This window comes from Labrenzia sp. 011 (assembly GCF_003075075.1).
GTDB lineage: Bacteria > Pseudomonadota > Alphaproteobacteria > Rhizobiales > Stappiaceae > Roseibium.
Window position 1 is genome coordinate 252184 of sequence record NZ_QCYM01000003.1, and the last position, 19692, is coordinate 271875.

Annotated in this window: 17 protein-coding genes; all 17 read right to left on the reverse strand. The window is 60.4% G+C overall.

The annotated features are described in order from the left end of the window. Positions 1-353: 353 nt before the first annotated feature. On the reverse strand, positions 354-2306 hold the full coding sequence (locus DCO57_RS05995; RefSeq protein WP_116697947.1) for an EAL domain-containing protein: 1953 nt from the start codon (positions 2304-2306) through the stop codon (positions 354-356). 9 nt (positions 2307-2315) lie between these two features. After that, positions 2316-2756, reverse strand: a complete 441-nt coding sequence (locus DCO57_RS06000; RefSeq protein WP_205756092.1) for a molybdopterin-dependent oxidoreductase — start codon at positions 2754-2756, stop codon at positions 2316-2318. A gap of 192 nt (positions 2757-2948) precedes the next feature. Next, on the reverse strand, positions 2949-3461 hold the full coding sequence (gene uraD, locus DCO57_RS06005; RefSeq protein ID WP_347876549.1) for a 2-oxo-4-hydroxy-4-carboxy-5-ureidoimidazoline decarboxylase: 513 nt from the start codon (positions 3459-3461) through the stop codon (positions 2949-2951). 9 nt (positions 3462-3470) lie between these two features. Then, positions 3471-4652 (reverse strand): urate hydroxylase PuuD, encoded by a 1182-nt coding sequence (locus tag DCO57_RS06010; protein ID WP_116697949.1) that lies wholly within the window; start codon positions 4650-4652, stop codon positions 3471-3473. A gap of 74 nt (positions 4653-4726) precedes the next feature. Continuing rightward, a complete protein-coding gene (locus tag DCO57_RS06015) occupies positions 4727-5791 on the reverse strand; it encodes a BMP family ABC transporter substrate-binding protein (RefSeq protein WP_116697950.1) in 1065 nt (354 codons plus the stop codon). Positions 5792-5892: 101 nt separating this feature from the next. Next, positions 5893-6810, reverse strand: a complete 918-nt coding sequence (locus tag DCO57_RS06020) for an ABC transporter permease (protein ID WP_116697951.1) — start codon at positions 6808-6810, stop codon at positions 5893-5895. Next, positions 6803-7891, reverse strand: coding sequence for an ABC transporter permease (locus DCO57_RS06025; protein ID WP_116697952.1), 1089 nt, complete (start codon positions 7889-7891; stop codon positions 6803-6805). The genes DCO57_RS06020 and DCO57_RS06025 overlap by 8 nt, the downstream gene beginning before the upstream one ends. After that, positions 7891-9438, reverse strand: coding sequence for an ABC transporter ATP-binding protein (locus DCO57_RS06030; RefSeq protein WP_116697953.1), 1548 nt, complete (start codon positions 9436-9438; stop codon positions 7891-7893). Before DCO57_RS06030 ends, DCO57_RS06025 begins: the two co-directional genes overlap by 1 nt. Before the next feature lie 60 nt (positions 9439-9498). Beyond that, a complete protein-coding gene (xdhC, locus tag DCO57_RS06035; protein ID WP_116697954.1) occupies positions 9499-10509 on the reverse strand; it encodes a xanthine dehydrogenase accessory protein XdhC in 1011 nt (336 codons plus the stop codon). Then, positions 10506-12845: a xanthine dehydrogenase molybdopterin binding subunit gene (xdhB, locus tag DCO57_RS06040; protein WP_116697955.1), complete on the reverse strand. Its 2340-nt coding sequence runs from the start codon at positions 12843-12845 to the stop codon at positions 10506-10508. Before xdhB ends, xdhC begins: the two co-directional genes overlap by 4 nt. After that, positions 12829-14310, reverse strand: coding sequence for a xanthine dehydrogenase small subunit (gene xdhA, locus DCO57_RS06045; protein ID WP_116697956.1), 1482 nt, complete (start codon positions 14308-14310; stop codon positions 12829-12831). The genes xdhB and xdhA overlap by 17 nt, the downstream gene beginning before the upstream one ends. A gap of 3 nt (positions 14311-14313) precedes the next feature. Next, complete coding sequence (gene uraH, locus DCO57_RS06050) at positions 14314-14664, reverse strand: hydroxyisourate hydrolase (RefSeq protein ID WP_116697957.1); 351 nt, start codon at positions 14662-14664, stop codon at positions 14314-14316. A gap of 204 nt (positions 14665-14868) precedes the next feature. Continuing rightward, positions 14869-15819: a LysR family transcriptional regulator gene (locus DCO57_RS06055; protein WP_116697958.1), complete on the reverse strand. Its 951-nt coding sequence runs from the start codon at positions 15817-15819 to the stop codon at positions 14869-14871. A 15-nt stretch (positions 15820-15834) separates the two neighbouring features. Further along, a complete protein-coding gene (locus DCO57_RS06060; RefSeq protein ID WP_116697959.1) occupies positions 15835-16812 on the reverse strand; it encodes a quinone oxidoreductase in 978 nt (325 codons plus the stop codon). A gap of 26 nt (positions 16813-16838) precedes the next feature. Continuing rightward, positions 16839-17567 (reverse strand): TerC family protein, encoded by a 729-nt coding sequence (locus tag DCO57_RS06065; RefSeq protein ID WP_116697960.1) that lies wholly within the window; start codon positions 17565-17567, stop codon positions 16839-16841. A 96-nt stretch (positions 17568-17663) separates the two neighbouring features. Then, positions 17664-18380, reverse strand: a complete 717-nt coding sequence (locus tag DCO57_RS06070) for a CDP-alcohol phosphatidyltransferase family protein (protein WP_116697961.1) — start codon at positions 18378-18380, stop codon at positions 17664-17666. 195 nt (positions 18381-18575) lie between these two features. Then, positions 18576-19508 carry a DUF2182 domain-containing protein gene (locus DCO57_RS06075; protein WP_116698004.1) on the reverse strand — a complete coding sequence of 311 codons (933 nt, stop codon included), beginning with the start codon at positions 19506-19508 and terminating at the stop codon, positions 18576-18578. Positions 19509-19692 lie beyond the last annotated feature (184 nt).

Below are 19692 nucleotides of genomic sequence, written 5' to 3' on the forward strand. Positions count from 1 at the left end.
TCAGATGAACCGGAGCCCCCCGGTTTGTCATCTTTGGGTCCGGCTCCCGGAAAACAATCCTTGCGAGCCAACCCGGCGAAACACACCCGAAATTCAAGTATGCAACACGCACCTTGCACGAAACATGCGGTCCGGTTGCCAATGCTTTTCACGACGGGCGCGGAAAAATGTAACCCTAGGTTTTTATTCCGACGCCATTAAACCCTGGAACGGTTAAAAGCTTCTGAAACCGGAACGGTGCAATATCATTGAGAATGCGGGTGCTCTTTTTCGGGCCCTTTTTGCAACGCCCTGAATTTACCCGGGTTTCAGACCCGGATTGCATCCGGTTGAAGACCCGGTCATCCTGAAACTCAATTTTGAACGACGGTATTGCGGAAGGGCTCTGCCTCGCGGAAGAACTGCTGGAGTTCGGCAATGGGCTTCGGCTTGCTGTAGAAAAAGCCTTGTCCGTAAAGACAGCCAAGGTCCCTGAAGGTGTCGACCTGCTTGCGGGTCTCCAGACCTTCAATCAGCAGCTCCGCGTCCATCTTGTCGGCCAGCGACTTGATGACTTTGACGACGCTGAGCGCCTTTGGAGAGGTATCGCAGGCCGTGACAAAGGACCTGTCGATTTTCAGCTCATTCCATTTGAACTTGTTCAGATAGTTCAGTGCGGAATAACCCGTCCCGAAATCATCGAGGGAAATGGATACGCCGAGGTCCTGGAGCCTTGCAAGCACACCGGAGACGAGGTCGACGTTCTGCATGAAGACGCTTTCGGTGACCTCCAGTTTCAGTCTGTCTGGTGACAGGCCGGTCTCGCGCAAGGTCGCGCCGACGAGTTTCACGACATCGTCGTTCATCAGTTGGATCATCGACAGGTTTACGGAAACATGGATGTGGTCCGGCAGAAGCTGGATGTCACGGCAGGCGGATCGCAGCATGATCCTGCCCAGTTCGATCACATCGCCGCTGGCCTCTGCGATCGGGATGAATTCGGCCGGCGACAGCGGGCCGATGTCGCTGTGGGACCAGCGCGCAAGCGCCTCCATGCCAACCGGTTCGCCCGTGGCGATGTTGACCTGCGGTTGATAGTGCGGCTGAATCATGCCGTTTTGCAAGGCGTCGGGAAGCTGTCGTTCGATCTGTAGCCGGCGTTCCAGTCGGGTTCGCATGGATTCGGCGAAGTGCATCGCCGTGCCCCGGCCTGCTTCCTTTGCCTCCATCAGGGCGACATCCGCATTGAGGATGACGTAACCGGTTTCTTCCCGGCTGGTGGCCACGGCGCAGCCGATGGACGCGCCGACGAGCATGCTGCCGATGGCCGTATCAAGCTGGGTGGTGAACTTGCTTGCGAGTGCGCGGATCGTTTCTTCGACGTCTATCTCGTCCTTCGGTGCCCGAACAACGAGAACGAATTCGTCACCGCCAACGCGGGCGGCGAGATTTTTGCCGGGAAGCGCCGTGACGAAGTCGGTCAATCGTGCCGACAGGGCGACAAGAAGCGCATCGCCTCCGGCATGGCCGAGCGTGTCGTTGATGGCCTTGAAACCATCGAGATCGAGAGCGACCGCGAGCAGAATTTCGTCGGAGGTCAGGTGTTTCGCAGCCTTGTCCATGTAATCGGTCAGCAAGGTGCGGTTGGGAAGCGTTGTCAGGGCGTCGTGTCTGGCCAGGAAACTCAGTTGTCTGGCGTCCCCGGCTATCGTGTTGTTCGCATGGGTCAGGACACGGTTCTGGCGCATGACGACCGCGAGCAGAATGGCGGCCAGGATCAGAAGACCCATGCCGATCCGTTTCTCCGTCATCAACTTTGCCTGGAAAGTCAGTCTGTCCTCGTGGAACTGCTGAATGCTGGACTGGTAGGATTGTCCGGCAATCACTTCGATCTTCGCCGACATGTTGTCCAGAATGGCGTGCATGGCATCAGGTTGCGGTGAGGAAAGCGACTGCATGTATGGCTTGATATCTGCCAGGTCGGCAGCGAGCCCCTGGTAAACCGGATGCAATTGCGGGGAGTTCATGAGGAATGTCTTGAAGTTGCCGGTTCTCCAGGTGTCCATCCGGCCCAGAAAAATCTCAAATCTCAACAGGGCGTCTTCAAGGTCCTCCTGTTTGCCGGACTGGAGGTATCTGGAGATGCTGGAGGAATATCTGTAAAATTCATGACGACCGTTGGTGGCAGACCACACCGTGTCGTACTCCAGCGATCTCTCCTGCTCGTGTCGCAGGTCGTCAGACGCGTAGAAATAGGTCCAGAACAAGAAAAGCGCGACCAGGAACAAGCACAGCACAATCCAGTGCCAGAGGTGGTTGCGCTTCATCTCTCAGCCTTATTCGATCACGATTGATCTGACCTGCCAGACCGAGCGGGAGTAGAAGATCTCTGTTTTCATTTCCGGATATTGGTCATAGGGGTAAATGACAAACAGGGGCCCTTTCTTGCGTATGGAGATGTAGTCTCCATTCACCTTGTAGGCGAGTATCGGCTTGCTGGCTTTGAAGTCAGCCACCGGAATAACGGCCCGATAGTCGTTGAGAGCGAAGAATTCCGCGCGCGTACCCTTGCCGCCCACCTGAGCCATCAGGTCGCTCAACAGAACGCCCTCAAAGGTGACCTTGCCGTCATGCCAGGGCGTCGCGGTCACGATCGTGGTGCGAGGCAGTGCTTCCAGAGCCCTGATCGAAAACTCTGCCGGTGCGGCGGCTTCGATATTCCCGGAGATGGTCAGGGCGACCTTGTCGATGTCCTGAGAGGTTGCCGCAGACATCATGCAGAATGGCATTAGAAAAAACAAAAGGGCGGTAAAGTTTCGGAGCACCATCGAACCTCCCGGTCAATTGGGTTTCTGCACTTTACTCTGGGTTACAAAATTCGCAAATTGGAAATCGTCCTAATTACGTCTTTATAAATCAGCTTTCGAAATGAGAGTTAATCTATTGCTCTGCAAGAAATTCCTTTGTCATTATTTGTCGATTATTATTTCTTCCAGGCGAAACCGGAAAATACGGGCAATCTGGGTCAGGGCCGTTTCCAATTCGACCGAGGCGGAATTCTCGATCCGGTCTTCGAAGGCCGCCAGGATCATCTCCTTGGTCGCACCCTTTACCGCGAATATGAATGGAAAACCGAATTTGCTCTTGTAGCGGTTGTTGAGATCCGTGAAACGGGCGAATTCCTCCGGCGAAAGTGTATTCAATCCCGCCCCCGCCTGCTCCCGTCTTGACTCCTCCGCGACGGCACCGGCGAGAGCTGCCTTTCCTGCCAGGTCCGGATGGGCACGGACCAGGGACAGTTTCCGGTCCTCGGTGGCGGCGCCCATGGCCCGCTCAAAGGCCCCGATGACGGCTTCGCTGTCGGAAAAAGGGGCTTCCTTGAAGGCCCCTTCGGCGACCCAGGGAGAATGTTCGGCGACATCGCCGAAGGCGGTCACGAAGCCCGACCGGTCCATGTCATTGATCTGATCGAGGGTAAACACGCCTGGCACCTATTTCCGCTGGCTGAGCCAGGCCCCCAGGGTGGCCCGGTCTTCGTTGGTCATTCCCGTTTCATTGCCAAGGGGCATGGCATCCGATTGCACGGCCTGGGCCATGATGAGATCCGCGTAGCGGTGCAGGTTTTCAACCGTATCGAGTTCTATTTCCTTGGGCGCTTCCTCAAATCCCTCATGTGCCGGTCTTGCCGAGTGGCAAACAGCGCAGTGGGTCTGCGCAATCTGCAGAACGGTCGCGTCGCTGACCTGTTCACCGCCGGAAAAGTCACGCGGGGCGGTCATGACAATGGCGGCGACCGTCGCGACGGCGGCGACCGGAAGCGACCACCAGAATCTGCCAAGGTCATCCCCCGCGTCGTGCCGGTTGAAGAAGTGGCGCACCATACCGCCGATGATCAGAACCAGCGCGACCAGGAGCCAGGCATGGGGATGGCCCGTCAGCATGGGATAGTGGTTCGACACCATCATCAGCAGCACAGGAAGGGTCAGATAGTTGTTGTGTACGGAACGCTGCTTGCCCGTTGCGCCGAGTGCGGGATCCGGTGTTTCTCCGGCCATCAGGCTGGCTGCGATTTTCTTCTGGTTCGGAATGATCACTCCGAAGACATTCACGGCCATGATGGTGCCGATGAAGGCCCCCACATGAATCAGGGCGCCGCGCCCGGAAAAGACATGGGTGAACATGTAGGATGCACCCAGGATAAGGGCGAAGACGCAAAGCGCCAGCAGCAGCGTGTTTTTGCCGATCGGGGATTTGCACAGCTTGTCGTAGATGAACCAGCCGGCGACCAGAGTGAAGACGGACACGAGAACCGCTTCTCCCGGCGTGAGCTTCAATACGGCCGGGTCGATCAGATAGGCGGTCGCGTTGAAGTAGTACTGGACGACAAGAAGCGCGAAACCGGTCACCCAAGTCAGGTAGGCTTCCCATTTGTACCAGATCAGATCATCCGGAAGTTCCTTCGGTGCGACCGTGTATTTTTCCACGTGGTAGAAACCGCCGCCATGGACCTCCCAGGCAGTGCCGAGAACGCCCTCCTTCATCCCTTCCCTCTTGCGCAGGGAAAGGTCCAGCGCGATGAAGTAGAAGGACGTGCCTATCCAGCCGATACCCACGATCAAATGGGCCCATCTGATGAGCAGGTTCAGCCAGTCCATTGCAAAGGCAAGGGTCATGAGTCGCGCGTCCGTTTTGCAGAGTGTCTGATGTGCCGGCCCGGGATCAATCTCCCGGGCCGGCCAGCTTGGCGTTATTGCGGCAGCTTGTCGTCGACGCCCTGCACGTACCAGTTCATGCCGAGGATCGCGCCGTCATCAAGGGTAACGCCCTCTTCCGCTGCGACGGATCCGTCCTGCTTGGTGATGGGGCCGGTGAAAGGTTCCCAACCGCCCTTGATCTTCTCTTCGGTACCAATCGCCATCTCGACCACATCGTCCGGCAGGTTGGTGTAGGGCGCCATCACGACGTGACCTTCCGCAAGACCGTCCCAGGTGCTCTCGGATTTCCAGGTCCCGTCCATGACTTCCTGAATGCGCTCGATGTAGTACGGACCCCATTCATCGATGATCGCGGTATATTGGGCGTCCTTGGCGAAGTTGATCATGTCGGATGCCTGACCGAAGCCATGAACGCCGCGTTCCTGGGCGACCTGAAGCGGAGCCGTGGAATCCGTGTGCTGGGTGATGATGTCGGCCCCCTGGTCGATGAGGGCTTTGGCCGCGTCAGCTTCCTTGCCCGGATCGAACCAGGTGTTGACCCATACGACCTTCAGCTTGAAGTCGGGATTGACGGACTGCGCGCCGAGCAGGAAGGCGTTGATGCCGGCAACCACTTCCGGAATCGGGAAGGATGCGATGTAACCTGCGACGCCGGTTTTGGACTGTTTCGCGGCAATCTGGCCGATGATGTAACGGCCCTGATGGAACTTGGAATTGTAGGTCGCGACATTGTCGGCTGTCTTGTAACCGGTTGCGTGCTCGAATTTCACATCCGGGAACTTCTTGGCGACCTTGAGGGTCTGGTTCATGTAGCCGAAAGAGGTCGTGAAGATGATGTTACAGCCTTCGCGGGCGAAGCGCTCGATGGCCCGTTCCGCATCAGGACCTTCCGGAACGCTTTCCAGGTAGGCGGTTTCGACCTTGTCGCCGAAATATTCCTCGACGGCCAGACGCCCCTGATCGTGCTGGTAGGACCAGCCGAAATCGCCGATCGGTCCGACGTAGATATAGCAGGCCTTCACATCGGCTGCATTCGCCGCTGAGCCCGCGGCCACGAAGGCGAAGGCGGCTACGGTTGCTTTCAAAAGAGATTTCATCTGTTTCATTCCCCTCTGGATTGATCTTTCTGTTGCGATCGTGTGATGAGCCCGTTTCCCGGATCGCAGCGGGAGACGGGCCTGACCGGTCCCCGGGAGGTTTACCGGTCTGGAACAAACGGCTTGCCGAGACAGGCCGGTGTGTTGACCAGCGTCAGTCTGCGATTTGCCGAAATGAGTACGAGGACCAGGATCGTCGCAAGATACGGCAGGCTGGACAGCAGTTGCGACGGGATGTTCACCTGTTCATGGGCCTGTGCGTGCAGGTTGAGAACGCTTACGGCTCCGAACAGATAGGCGCCCGCGACCACGCGCAGCGGCAGCCACGACGAAAACACCACCAGAGCCAGGGCGATCCAGCCCCTGCCCGCGGTCATGTTCTCGACCCACTGCGGCGTATAGGCGAGCGACATGTAGGATCCGGCGAGACCGGCGCAGGCACCGCCGAAAAGCACCGCCAGAAACCGGACCCTGATCACCGAATAGCCGAGCGCATGTGCAGAGTTGTGATTGTCGCCTACCGCGCGCAGCACCAGCCCGAGACGGGTGCGGAACAGGGTGTAGGCAACGACGGCCACCAGGAGAAAGCCCACGTAGACGATCGCATCCTGCTGGAAGAGGACTGGCCCGATGAACGGAATGTCCGACAGGCCCGGAATGTAGAGACTCGGGATTTTCAGTCCCGGCACACCGATGAATGCCTCGCCGATGAGGCCGGAGAACCCGGTCCCGAGAATGGTCAGTGCCAGACCGGTGGCAACCTGATTGGCGACCAGGATGAGGACAAGAAAGCCGAACAATGCCGCCATGGCCATGCCCGCCCCCACGGCCGCGAAGACGCCGAGCGTACCGGAGCCGGTCTGATTGGCGACCGCGAATCCGACGACGGCGCCCATGATCATCATGCCTTCGACGCCGAGGTTCAATACGCCTGAGCGTTCGACGACCAGTTCGCCGACCGCCGCGATCAGGAGCGGTGTGGCAGCGGTTATGACGGTAAGAAGAACAGCTTCAAACATGGGCGGTCTCCCCTGAAGGCGCCTGATGAGAGGCCAGCCGGATGCGATAGAGGATCAGCGTGTCGCAGGCGAGCACGAAGAACAGGAGCAGCCCCTGGATCACGCTGGCGATCTTGTTGGAGACCCCCATGGCCGATTGCACGGCCTCGCCGCCGATATAGGACAGCGCCAGCACGAAGCCGGCCACGATAATGCCGATCGGATTGAGGCGCCCCAGGAAGGCGACGATGATCGCCGTGAACCCGTAGCCCGGTGAAATGGTGGGAAGAAGCTGGTTGAGGCCACCGGAGACTTCCATCGTTCCGGCCAGTCCGGCGAGACCGCCGGCCAGGGCAAAGGAGAACAGTGTCAGGCGTTTGGCCGAGAACCCGGCGAAGCTTCCGGCACGCGGGCTTTCCCCCATGACCCTGATTTCGAAACCCTTGAGGGTTCTGGCCAGGACAACGGCCAGAACGAGTGCAATCACGATGGTGATCGGCGTCGCCAGACTCATGGTGCCGCCGAAGACGTTCGGGATGATGGCCGCATCGGAAAACAGCCTGGATTCGGGGAAATTGTAGCCGCCGGGATCGCGCCAGGGACCGCGGACGAGATAGTCGAGAATCAGACTTGCCACGTAGACGAGCATCAGGCTGGTCAGGATCTCGTTTGTGTTGAACCAGTTCTTGAGAACCGCCGGCAAAAGAGCCCACAGGGCTCCGCCCAGTGCACCGAACACCAGCATGAGCGGCAGGGTCGCAGTGCTTTGAAATTCGGGAAACATCACGGGCAGAGCCGATCCGAACAGGGCTCCGACGATGAACTGGCCTTCCGCGCCAATGTTCCAGTTGTTTGAAAGGTAACAGACGGCCAGTCCGCAACCGATAAGCACCAGAGGCGTTGCCTTGGCAATTGTTGCCTGCAGGGACCATTGCTGCGTGAGGGGCTCGATGAAGAACTTGTAAAGCCCGACAAGCGGATTGTGACCGGATACCGCGAAGATGATCGCCGCGGCCAGGGCGGTCAGGGCGATCGCGATCAGGGGCGAAAGCAATGCCATCGTCCGGCTGCGTTCTTTTCTCTTGACCAGTTCCAGGCGCATCAGGCCACCTCTCCTTGCGCTTCGGCGCCGCCCGCCATGAGAAGGCCGACACGCTCCCGGTTCATGTCTTCAGCCGGTTCTGCCTCGGACAGGTACCCTCTGGATATCACCGCGATGCGGTCGGAAATCTCGAAAATCTCGTCAAGATCCTGGCTGATCACCAGAACTGCGGACCCGGATCTGGCAAGATCGATCAGGGCCTGGCGGATCAGGGCGGCCGCTCCCGCGTCGACCCCCCAGGTGGGCTGGTTGACCACCAGCACGCCGGGCTGGCGGTCCAGTTCCCTGCCCACCACGAATTTCTGGAGATTACCGCCTGAAAGAGACCGAGCTTCCGGATCGTCGTGGGACATGCGCACATCGAATTCCTTCTTGATGTGCTTTTCCATGCCGTTTGCCCGGGCGGTCGACACGAAGCCGCCACTGGTGAGCCCGTCGCCTGTGGCGTGTCGGGTCAGTACGATGTTCTGGGACAGTTTCAGGCCCGGCACGGCACCATGGCCGAGCCGCTCTTCGGGCACGAAAGCGGCGAGCTGCCTGCGTCGCCAGGTTATGCTCTTCGAGCCGCAGGGCTTTCCGTCGATCCGGATCATCTGCGGCGCGACCGGCATTTCTCCCGAAATGGCGTCGAACAGTTCCCCCTGCCCGTTGCCTGCGACGCCTGCGATCGACACGACCTCACCGGCGCGAAGATCGAGCGATATCCCGTTGAGAGCGGTCGCAAAGGGCGTTGCCGCTCTTGCGGTAAGATTGCTCAGTGCAAGCCGGGTTTCGCCGATCTGCGGTGTCCTGGCGCCGGCGCTGACGGAAGCGACATCGGCACCGACCATCATGCTGGCAAGCGTCGCCGGCGTTTCCTTCGCCGGATTGCATTCACTCACGACCTTGCCATGGCGGAGAATGGTCGCGTGATGGCAAATGCGTTTCACCTCTTCCAGCCGGTGACTGATGTAGAGCACCGCACAGCCTTCGCTGGCCAGACGCTGCAGGGTCAGAAACAGCTGGTCCGCTTCCTGCGGCGTCAGGACCGACGTGGGTTCATCCATGATGATGAGCTGCGGTTCCTGGAGCAGGCAGCGGACGATCTCGATCCGCTGACGGATGCCGACCGGAAGGTCGGCGACGATATCGGATGGATTGAGGGGCAGCCCGTAGTCACGCGAAACGGACTCTATCCGCTCCGCCAGGTCGCTCATCCGGCCCGGATTCGGAAGCGCAAGGGCGATGTTCTCGACAACATTGAGGGCTTCAAACAGCGAGAAGTGCTGGAAGACCATGCCGATGCCGAGTTCGCGCGCCGCCGCCGGGTTGCCGATGTCGACCCGTTTTCCCTGCCACAGGATCTCGCCGCCGTCCGGTTGCAGAGACCCGTAGAACATCTTGACCAGCGTGGATTTTCCCGCGCCGTTCTCGCCCAGAAGGGCATGGATCTCGCCCTTGTTGATGACAAGATCCACATTGTCATTGGCGAGAATGTCGCCGAAGCGCTTGGTCAGGCCCCTTGCATCCAGCAGCGTGTCCGTTCCGGATCTCGTTTGCTGAACCATAGGGTTACCCACCTCTGAAAGGATTGTTTCTGACACGCCGTCCCCCGAGTGTCTGCCGCTTTATTGACCATGTGGTATATTTTGTGCAAGCCCCTTGCCTGCAGCGGCTTGTTGATGACCGGCCTCATCCCGTTCAAGAAGTTCGACGGCTATGCCGGCCGCAATGGCGGCCGGGTGCTTCGATTTTATCGCCGAAATTCCTACGGGACAGACCATTCTTGAGATAAGTGAGCTGTCTATTCCTCTCGAATTCAGACGCTTCTGGAACCTGGCGCGCTTGGTTCTGGAACCGATGACGCCACAATAGGCGAACCTTTGTTGTAGCAAGGCCCGTGCCATGATCTCCTCATCAAGCGGATGAGAATGGGTCATTGCCAGAACGAAGGCTCCGTCAGGCGCCTGCTCGAGAGCGCCGGCCGGATCGGATACGCAGATCTTTCGGACATTTGCGGGAACCGGGCCGGGAAACTGTTCCGCCCGGCTGTCGATCCAGGTAACGTCGAAAGGCAATGGCGCCAGCGCAAGGACAAGCGCTCTGCCGACATGTCCGGCACCGAAAAGATATAGCGGCCGGACGATGGCGCCGAAGCGCTCGGAAAGCCGGCGCCGACTGGAGACCGGATCGACTTCCATGCTGAAGATATCGTCCGGAACGGCCTCGACGATCTGCCGATTCAGCGGGCCGTCAGGCTCCACCGTCGCAACCGTGGCAAACGCCGTTCCCTCCGCTTCCCTGCGGGCCAGCATTTCGGCCATTTCCAGAGAGTGTGGTGTGAGCACTTCAATGGCGATTTCCGCGCGCCCTCCGCAGCACTGGCCGAGATCGGGGCCCAGGGAAACCGACTGCAGGACAAACGCCGGTTTTCCGGATCTGGCAGCTGAGGCTGCGCGCCGGATCGCCTCGTATTCCAGGGTTCCGCCACCTATCGTGCCGTGAAAGGCCGATTGCGGTCCGACGACCATGCGCGCGCCGGCGTCGCGGGGCGTCGAGCCTTCGGCCCGGGCAACGGTAACGAGGGCACAGGCATTGCCGTGCTTCAGACTGTTCGCGATGTGCCCCCAGATGTTCACTGCGTCGCCTTCCTCCTGCGCATCTCCTGCACCGCCTTCATGATCGCTTCCGGCGTCGCCGGTGCGTCAAGGGCCGGCACTTCGCCGGGATTAAGGCTGGCAACCGCATCATTGATGGCGCAGAACACCGAGTTTGCAAGCATCACCGGCGGTTCGCCGACGGCCTTCGACCGGTAGACTGTCGCCTGCGGATTTCCGTTGCCTTCATAGAGATCGATCCGGAAATCCTCGGGCACGTCAGCGGCAGTCGGGATCTTGTAGGTGGACGGGGCATGGGTGCGCAGGCGGCCCTTTTCGTCCCAGACCAGTTCCTCCGTGGTCAGCCAGCCCATGCCCTGAACGAAGCCGCCCTCGATCTGACCCATATCGATGGCCGGATTGAGGGAATGGCCCACATCGTGAAGGACATCCACCCGGTCGACGCTCATCTCTCCGGTCATCGTGTCGATGGTGACCTCGGCGCAGGCGCCGCCAAAGGCGAAATAGAAGAACGGCCGGCCGGAAACGCTTTCCCTGTCCCAGGTAATTCCCGGCGTCGCATAGAAGCCGGCGTGTGACAACTGGATGCGCGCGGCATTGGCCTGTTTGGCAATTTCCGCCAGGGTGAAGGCCTGTTCGCCGACAAGCACCTTGTTGTCGCCGAAGTGAATCGCTTCAGCTGTGCATTGATACTGCTCGCAGATGAAGTCTATCAGCCGGTTCTTGATCTCCCGGGCGGCCTTCCGGGCGGCCATGGCGTTGAGATCCGTGCCCGATGAGGCCGCTGTCGGCGCCGTATTGGGAACTTTCGAGGTGTTTGTTGCCGTGATGCGGACCCGGTCGAGCATCACGCCGAATTCCTCGGCAACGACCTGTGCGACCTTCTGATTGAGCCCCTGCCCCATCTCCGTGCCGCCGTGATTCAGATGGATCGAACCATCGGTATAAAGATGCACCAGCGCACCGGCCTGATTGAGCTGCTTCAAGGTGAAGGAAATGCCGAATTTGACCGGTGTGAGGGCCAGACCTTTCTTGAGGACGGCGTTGGTCGCATTGAACTCGGCCACCTGTTCGCGCCGCGCCCAGTAATCGGAGCTCTTTTCCAGCTGTTCAATGAGATCGTGCATGACCTCATATTCTTCCACCGGCATGCCGTAAGGCGTGAGATTGTGCTGGGCGTCGTAGAAATTCAGCTTGCGGATTTCGAGCGGATCCCTGCCCAGGGTGATGGCGATGGCATCGATCATCCGTTCCGCTGCCAGCATGCCCTGCGGTCCACCGAAGCCCCGGAAGGCGGTGTTGGAGCATGTGTCCGTGCGCAGCCGCCGCGAGCGGATCAGCGCATCCGGGTAGAAATAGCTGGAATCGGCGTGAAACATTGTGCGGTCGTTGACGCCGAGGGACAGGTCGGCGGAGTAGCCGCAGCGCGCCAGAAACTGGATGTCGACGGCCCGGATCTTGCCCGTGCCGTCATGCCCGATCCTCCAGTCGACTTTGAAATCGTGCCGCTTTCCGGTCATGATCATGTCTTCGTCGCGGTCGAGACGCATCTTGCAGGTCCGGCCGGTCTTCCGCGCCGCCAGTGCCGCCAGGGCGGCCCATTGATTGGCCTGGGATTCCTTGCCGCCAAATCCACCGCCCATGCGGCGCACTTCCGCCGTCACGGCCGCGTCGGGCACGCCGAGAACCTTGGCGACGGTATGCTGGACCTCCGTGGGATGCTGCGTGGAGGAATGGACGAGCATGCCGCCGTCTTCCTGTGGCTGCGCCATGGCCACCTGACCTTCGAGATAGAAGTGCTCCTGCCCGCCGATATGCATGGTTCCGGAAAGGACCGCCTCGGAAGCGGGCATGCCCGTTTCCGGCGATCCCCTGCGGAACTGGTAGTCGGGCATGACCGTCGTGCCGGCATCCACCGCGTCGTCCGGCGTCAGGATCGGCGTGCTCGGCGTGACCTCAATTTTTGCCTTGAGCGCCGCCTTGCGGCCCGCGTCCCGGGTCGTGGCAACGACAGCGAAGACCACCTGACCGTGAAAGAGGATTTCCTCCTCCGCCAGAACCGGATCGTCGCCGAAGGCGGAGGAACAGTCGTTGATCCCCGGAATATCCGCGGCGGTCAGGACCGCAACCACGCCCGGTGCCGTCCTGACGGCTTCCAGATCCACGGATAGTATCGTGCCGCGCACGGCGTCCCTCGTCCAGCCCGGGACCACATGCAGGGTGCCGACCGGCTCGACCATGTCATCGATATATTCGGCGGTCCCGCGCACGTGTTTTTCCGCACTGTCATGGGCAAATGCCTTGCGGACCTGCTTCAGGGGACCTGCCAGGTCCTGATCTTCAAGCGGCACAGTCATGACCGGCCTCCCTGTGCGCCAGAACGCGAATGTCTTCCGGCGCTGTTCCGCTGATTTCCATCAGCGCCTTGGCCAGCAGCGCCCGTGCCGTTTCCATGCGGTATTCCGCGCTTGCCCGCATGTCGCTCATGGGTGTGTAATCGCTCATCAGGGCCTGCATGCCCTCGCCCCAGGTGGACGGATCCTCCAGAACCGCCCCGGTCAGGGCGGTTTCTGCACCTGTGGCCCGTTTCGGGGTTCCGGCCATGCCCCCATAGGCTATGCGTGCCTCGCGGATCACTCCGTCTTCCAGGGTGAAGCGGAACGCGCCCATGACCGAGGAGATATCCTGGTCGAAGCGCTTGGAGATCTTGTAGCAGCGGAACGTCTGATTGGCAGACAGGCGTGGCACGAACAGGCCGGTCACGAATTCCCCCGGCTTGCGGTCCTGCTTGCCGTAGTCGATGAAGAAGTCTTCCAGCGGGAGCGCGCGGGAGCCTTCCGCGGTCTGCAGTTCCAGTGTCGTCCCGAGAGCGATCAGTGCGGGCGGCGTGTCGCCGATGGGCGAGCCGTTGGCGATATTGCCACCGACCGTTCCGGACGCCCGGACCTGTTTGGAGCCGATGCGCTTCCAGAGCTCACCGAGATCCGCGGACAGATCGCCCATGGCCTCCTCGCTTGCCCGGTAACTGGCGGTCGCGCCGATCAGAACGCCGGAGGGACTGCTTTCAACCCGGTCGAGTCCTTCGATGCGTCCGAGCCAGATCATTTTCGGAAGGTCGCGGAGCTGCTTGGTGATCCACAGGCCCACATCCGTGGCCCCTGCCACCAGCGTTGCGTCGGGATGCTGGCCATAGAGAGCCGCAAGGCCGTCCAGCGTCGATGGCGAGGCAAAGAAACGCTCGCTGTCGCCGATGAAGACGTCACTGCCGTCCGCCAGTGCCCTGAGCTTTTCCCGCGTATCGTTGGCGCGCCAGGAAAAGGCGTCATCGGCGGCCTCGAAGCAGGCGTCCAGAGCGGCGTCGACGATCGGGCGGTAACCGGTGCAGCGGCACAGATTGCCTGCCAGCCATTCGGTGACGGTTTTTCTGGATTTGTTTTCCCCTTCCGCGTGGTAGAGCGTGAAGAGGGTCATGATGAAACCCGGCGTGCAGAAGCCGCACTGGGACCCGTGGCAGGCGATCATGGCGCTTTGAACGGGATGGAGCCTGTCGTCGCTCGACAGATCCTCGACGGTGACCAGTTCGGCCCCATCGATCATGCCCAGCAGCTGAATGCAGCTGTTGACCGGCTGATAGACCAGCCGCCCATCGATCAGCCGGCCGAGTGCCACGGTACAGGCGCCGCAATCTCCCTCGCCGCAACCTTCCTTGGTGCCGGTTTCACGGCGTTGAAGCCGCAGATAATCGAGAAGGGTGTCGGTCGGGCCGACGTTTTCCAGTTCGACGACAGTGCCGCCCTTGAGGAAACATATGGTATCCCGCATGGCTCAGCTCCCCCGGTAGGTTGAATAGCCGAAAGGGGAAAGCAGAAGCGGCACATGATAGTGCCCGTCGGCTTCCGCGATACCAAAGCGGATCGGAACTACGTCGAGAAACAGGGGATCGGGCAAGGTCCCGCAGGTCCGGCGCAGGTAATCTCCCGCAAAGAATCGCAGCTCATATGTGCCGGTCGCAAAGGCGTCGCCCTCGAGAATCGGCCGGTCCACCCTGCCGTCTTCGTTGGTCTCATGCGCCGAGATCAACGCGGGGACGGCCCCATGCGACCAGAGTTCGATCTTCAATCCGCCGGCGGGTTTGCCGAGTGCGGTGTCAAGAACGTGCGTCGTCAAACGCCCCATATGGTTTTCTCCCTCGCGCGGCCAATGCTTCCTGCGCCCATCCACATGCCAACGGAACGCCCGAAGACTTCACTGCCGCCCGGCCTGTCGACCTCCGATTGATTGCGCCAGGAGGTCCGCCGATCGATTGCCGCAAAACTGTCACAAAAAATGTGCCTTAAAAAACCACGGAACCAAAGCGCTCATTTGAGAGCTCATTGATGCCTATTTGGCATCAATGGACGGAAGATGATCCTTCAAGGCGTACACGGCATGATCGAAGAACATGCCCGGAGCCAGAGCCAGTGCGCGCAGAGACGAGGTTACCACACACAGTCGGTCGTCCTGAAGCGGCGCATCCGACAAGGGTTTGAACACCAGGGCGCCAGCGGCCAGATCGTCCTCGCAGCCGATGCGGGTCTGAAAACCGATCACGTCCTCTTCCCGGGCCAGTGCACGCATCAGGCGCAACGAATTCGCCTCCACGTAGGTGCGGGACGCTCCGGGAATCCGCGCGCGGACCACGTCGATGCGGGTGCGCAGGGAAAGACCCTCCGCGGGAAGCGCGAGCGGATACTTCAGGCAGTCCTGCAGGCTTAGGCTCTTTTCCCCGGCGAGCGGGTGACCGGGGGACATCAGGGCGCCGATCACGAGATCATGCTGGAAGGCGACGGTCAGTGAGGAGGTTTCCGGCGGGTCGAATGTAAAGCCGACATCCGCCTCGGCCGCACCGACCATGCGGGCGGCTTCACTGGAGGAGGAAACGGCCACATTTACATGAATGCCCGGATAGCTCTTGCGGAAACTCCCTATGATCGATGGCAGCAGCTTTTCCGCCACGCTTTCGACCGAGGCAATTGAAACCGTGCCCCGGCGCAGGCCCTTCAGGGCATCGAGTTCGGCCACAGTCCCCTCGAAATCGGAGTAGGAGCGTCGAATATGGGCAAGCAGCAATTCGCCTGCCTGCGACAGCCGCACCCCGCGCCCTACCCTGTCGAAAAGCTGCAGCCCAAGAGCCTCCTCAAGCCACAGGATCTGCCTGTTGACGGCCGACGAAGCGACATTCAGCGCCCGGGAGGCGGCCCGGATGGAACCGGCCTCGGCGACGGCCTGGAAATAGCGCATCGCCGGGGTGTAGAGATTGCGGGACAGGTCCTGGGCCCGGGCGGAACGCATGGCTTGGTCTCTTCCCTAGGGGATCATGACCGTCGTGCCGGTGGTCTTGCGGCCCTCGAGATCCATGTGAGCCTGCCTGGCATCCGCAAGCCGGTACTCCTGATTGACGTCGATCTTGACGATTCCCTTTTCGACCACGTCGAACAGTTCCCCGGCGGTATACTCCAGCTCTTCGCGGGTGGCGATATAGGAAAAGAGTGTCGGCCGGGTCGCGTAAAGCGAGCCCTTCTGCGCCAGCATGGCCAGGTTGAAATCGGTGATCGGACCGGAAGACTGGCCGAAACTGACCCACATGCCGCGCGGCTTCAGGCAATCCAGAGACCCGGGATAGGTGTCTTTCCCCACGGAATCATAGACGACGTCACAGCCTTTGCCGCCGGTGATCTCCTTCACGCGTTCGACGAAGTTTTCCGTCCGGTAGTTGATCATGTGCCGGTAACCATGGGCCTTTGCGAGTTCGATCTTCTCGTCCGAACCAGCCGTCCCGATAACGGTTGCCCCCAGATGGGCCGCCCATTGTCCGGCAATCAGGCCCACGCCGCCGGCAGCGGCGTGAAACAGAAGCGTCGTCTGCGGTCCCACCTTGAAGGTCTGCCTGAGAAGATACTGGGCGGTCATGCCCTTGAGCATCATGCCGGCAGCGGTCTTGTCGTCGATTGCATCCGGGATCAGAACGAGCCGGTCGGCGGCGATGACGCGCTCCTGCGCATAGGCGCCGAGCGGACCGGCATAGGCCACCCTGTCGCCCGGTTTCAGACTGGTCACGCCTTCGCCCACGGTCTGCACCACACCGGCGCCTTCATTGCCGGGGCTGAAGGGCATTCCGTTCGGAGCGGGATAGAGGCCTGAGCGGAAATAGGTGTCGATGAAATTCAGGCCGATGGCGGTCTGGTGTATGCGGACCTCGCCGGGACCGGGCTCGCCGACTTCGATCTGTTCCCAGCGCATGGCTTCGGGGCCACCGGTTTCGTGTACTTGGATTGCCTGAACCATTTGATCCTCCGCGGCATGGACTGCCTTTAGTTCTTGTCTGCCTTGCTGTGGTTGCGTTTGGCAAGAACATTAATGATTTCAACGCCCGCCGAAAAGGCCATGGCGAAATAGATATATCCGCGCGGGATGTGAAATCCCAGACCGTCGGCGATCAGCGCCACGCCGATCAGAAGCAGGAAGGACAGGGCCAGCATCTTGGTGGTCGGATGCCGCTGGATGAAGGTCGCGACCGGGCCGGAGGCGACATACATCACGATCATGGCGAGAACGACGGCGGCGACCATCACCTGAATATGCTCGGCCATGCCGATCGCGGTGATGATGGAATCGACGGAAAAGACGAGATCAATGACGATGATCTGCGCGATGACCGCCGCGAAACTCATCTTGACGTCACGCGGCGCATCGTCGTCGCCGGCCCCTTCGATCCCGTTGTGGATTTCATGGGTGGCCTTGAAGAGCAGGAACAGGCCGCCTGCGATCAGGATCGCATCGCGCCAGGAGAAGGCGTGGTCGGCGACGGTGAACAGTGGCGCCGTCAATCCGACAAGCCAGGTTAGCACCGACAGCAGCGCAATGCGGAACACCAGCGCCAGCGCCAGCCCGATGCGCCGCGCCCGGTGGGCGATTTCTGCCGGAAGACGCGAGACGATGACCGAAATGAAGACGATATTGTCGATTCCGAGCACGATCTCCATGACCGTCAGGGTCACGAGACTTGCCCAGATCTGCGGATCCGTTACCCAGGCCAGCATGGCTACCTCTGATGTGTGTGCTGGTGCATGTCAAATGCGATCGCTGGTCCGCTTTCACCGGACCTGGCGTGTGAAAACGGCTTGATCGGCAAGGCGTCAGTCAACGCGGTCGAGCAGTTGCTGAACCGCTGAAACCGAGAACAAATACAGGCTGGCTACAGTAAATATCAGCGCGGAAAGACCGTTCAATGACATGTCGTTCAGGATCGCGAAAGCGGCAAGGCCCATCCACAGCAGCGTGACCGGCAGGGTCACGACCCGCCAGCGTCGGACGCGGACCGGGTGGACAAAACGCACGGGCGCAAAGGTCAGCGCGCAGCACAGGAGCACGAAGGCAATCGTGAAACCTTCCGAGGGTGACAGCACCATCAGGCCGAAAACCGCCATGTTCCAACCCGCCGGAAATCCCTTGAAGGACCCGTCCGGCGTCTTCATGCCGTTGTCGGCGAAATAGAGCGCGCCGGTGAAGACGACGAGCCCGCCGCAGATCCAGTTCCACGGCTGGGAAAGCATCAGGCTCCAGGACAGGGCAAAGGCCGGCAGGAACACGTAGGTCGCGTAGTCGATGACAAAATCGAGGGACGCTCCCGACCAGCGGGGCAGTCGTTCGGCGATATTGTACCGGCGGGCGAGCGGTCCATCGATCCCGTCGACAAAAAAGGCCAGACCGAGCCAGGCAAACATCTCCGACCACCTGCCCTGCGCGCCCGCAAGAAGGGCGACGAGTGCTATCGGCGCACCGGAGGCGGTCAGGATATGGATCAGGAAGAGGACAGGCTCCGGCGCCTCTTTGCCTGGCGTAATATCTGTCACGGGGTTTCCCTATTTATAAACCGGGACGCGGCTCAACTTTCAACAGCGTCTGGATTGAATTGCTTATTTCCCCGCCCAACAATCTAACAGGCGCTGGGATGATTATTTATTGCAATGGTATGACAGTGTGAACCGAAAAAACAGTCCCGACCCATTTTCCGGCGAGAATGCGTGTAAAAACCGGGCGGGTCTGACTTATGCGGGTGCGGATGCCAGCAGAACAGTTGAGGCAAGGAAGCCTGCCCAAAGGATCAGCGCAACGCCGATTGCGGCCGGAAAGATCCGGCTGGGAAAGGTCTTCTCAAGGGCCATCACGCCGCCCAGAAGGGCGATCCAGACGATATTCATCAATCCGACGGCAAACATCACCGTCATCACGGCCCAGCAGCAGCCAAGGCACGCCCGCCCCTGGTAGATTCCTTCCCGGAATCCGGACAGCACGGTTCCGCCAGCGGGATCGCCGCCGGAAACCCAGTGAGGATACCAGCACCGCAGCAGACAGGCCTTTTTCGCGGGGGTGAACTGGTAAAGCCCGGCGACGAAGAGCACCGAGGTGGTCAGGGCCAGGCTTATGGGTGCCATCATTTCGGACAGGGCGCCCAGGGAGAAAAGCAGCCATTGGACCAGAGTCGCCACGAGGGCATAGGCAAGCCAGACGGACAGGTATCCCGTGGCGGCGAAAACGACCGGCAGGGCCGACCTGAGCCCCAGGCCCCTGCGTGCCGAGGTGCCGGCCGAATAGGACTTCAGCATGGGAACTGCCGTCGGCAGCATCATGGCCATGGCCATCATGGCCCACATCAGGAAAACCTTGCCGAGGTCGGCAAGGGTCATTTCCGGCCCCGGCATGCCGAATGTGGCTCCCGCGGGAAGGCAGAGGACAGCGAGTGCCGCGCGGGTTTCCGCCGGCAGGCCCCTGAAAAGGTTGAACCGGTTGAGAACGCCCATGCCCGGTCCGGCCTGTGTCATATCCATGACCGGAACCATGTCGGCAATCATCGCGATCAGATAGGCCCATCCACCGAGCGACAGGGCGGCAACAAACGCAAGAACCAGCGGCCAGGCGCGGCCACTGCTGTCTCCGCGGGCCGGATGGTCGATATTTTGCGGGCCGGATACAGGTGTCATGTCGGTGGAAGTTTCGCTTTGCCTGATGAACACTGTTGATCGGGTAGCCTGATTTGCGCATTCAGGGTTTGATATTCGTCATCATTACCATGAGGAGCGTCGAGGGCACACATTTTGAGATGCGTGCTTTGGTCCCGTTGCAAATGCTCTGTAAAAAGACAATCACTCAGTTTCTAAAGACCCG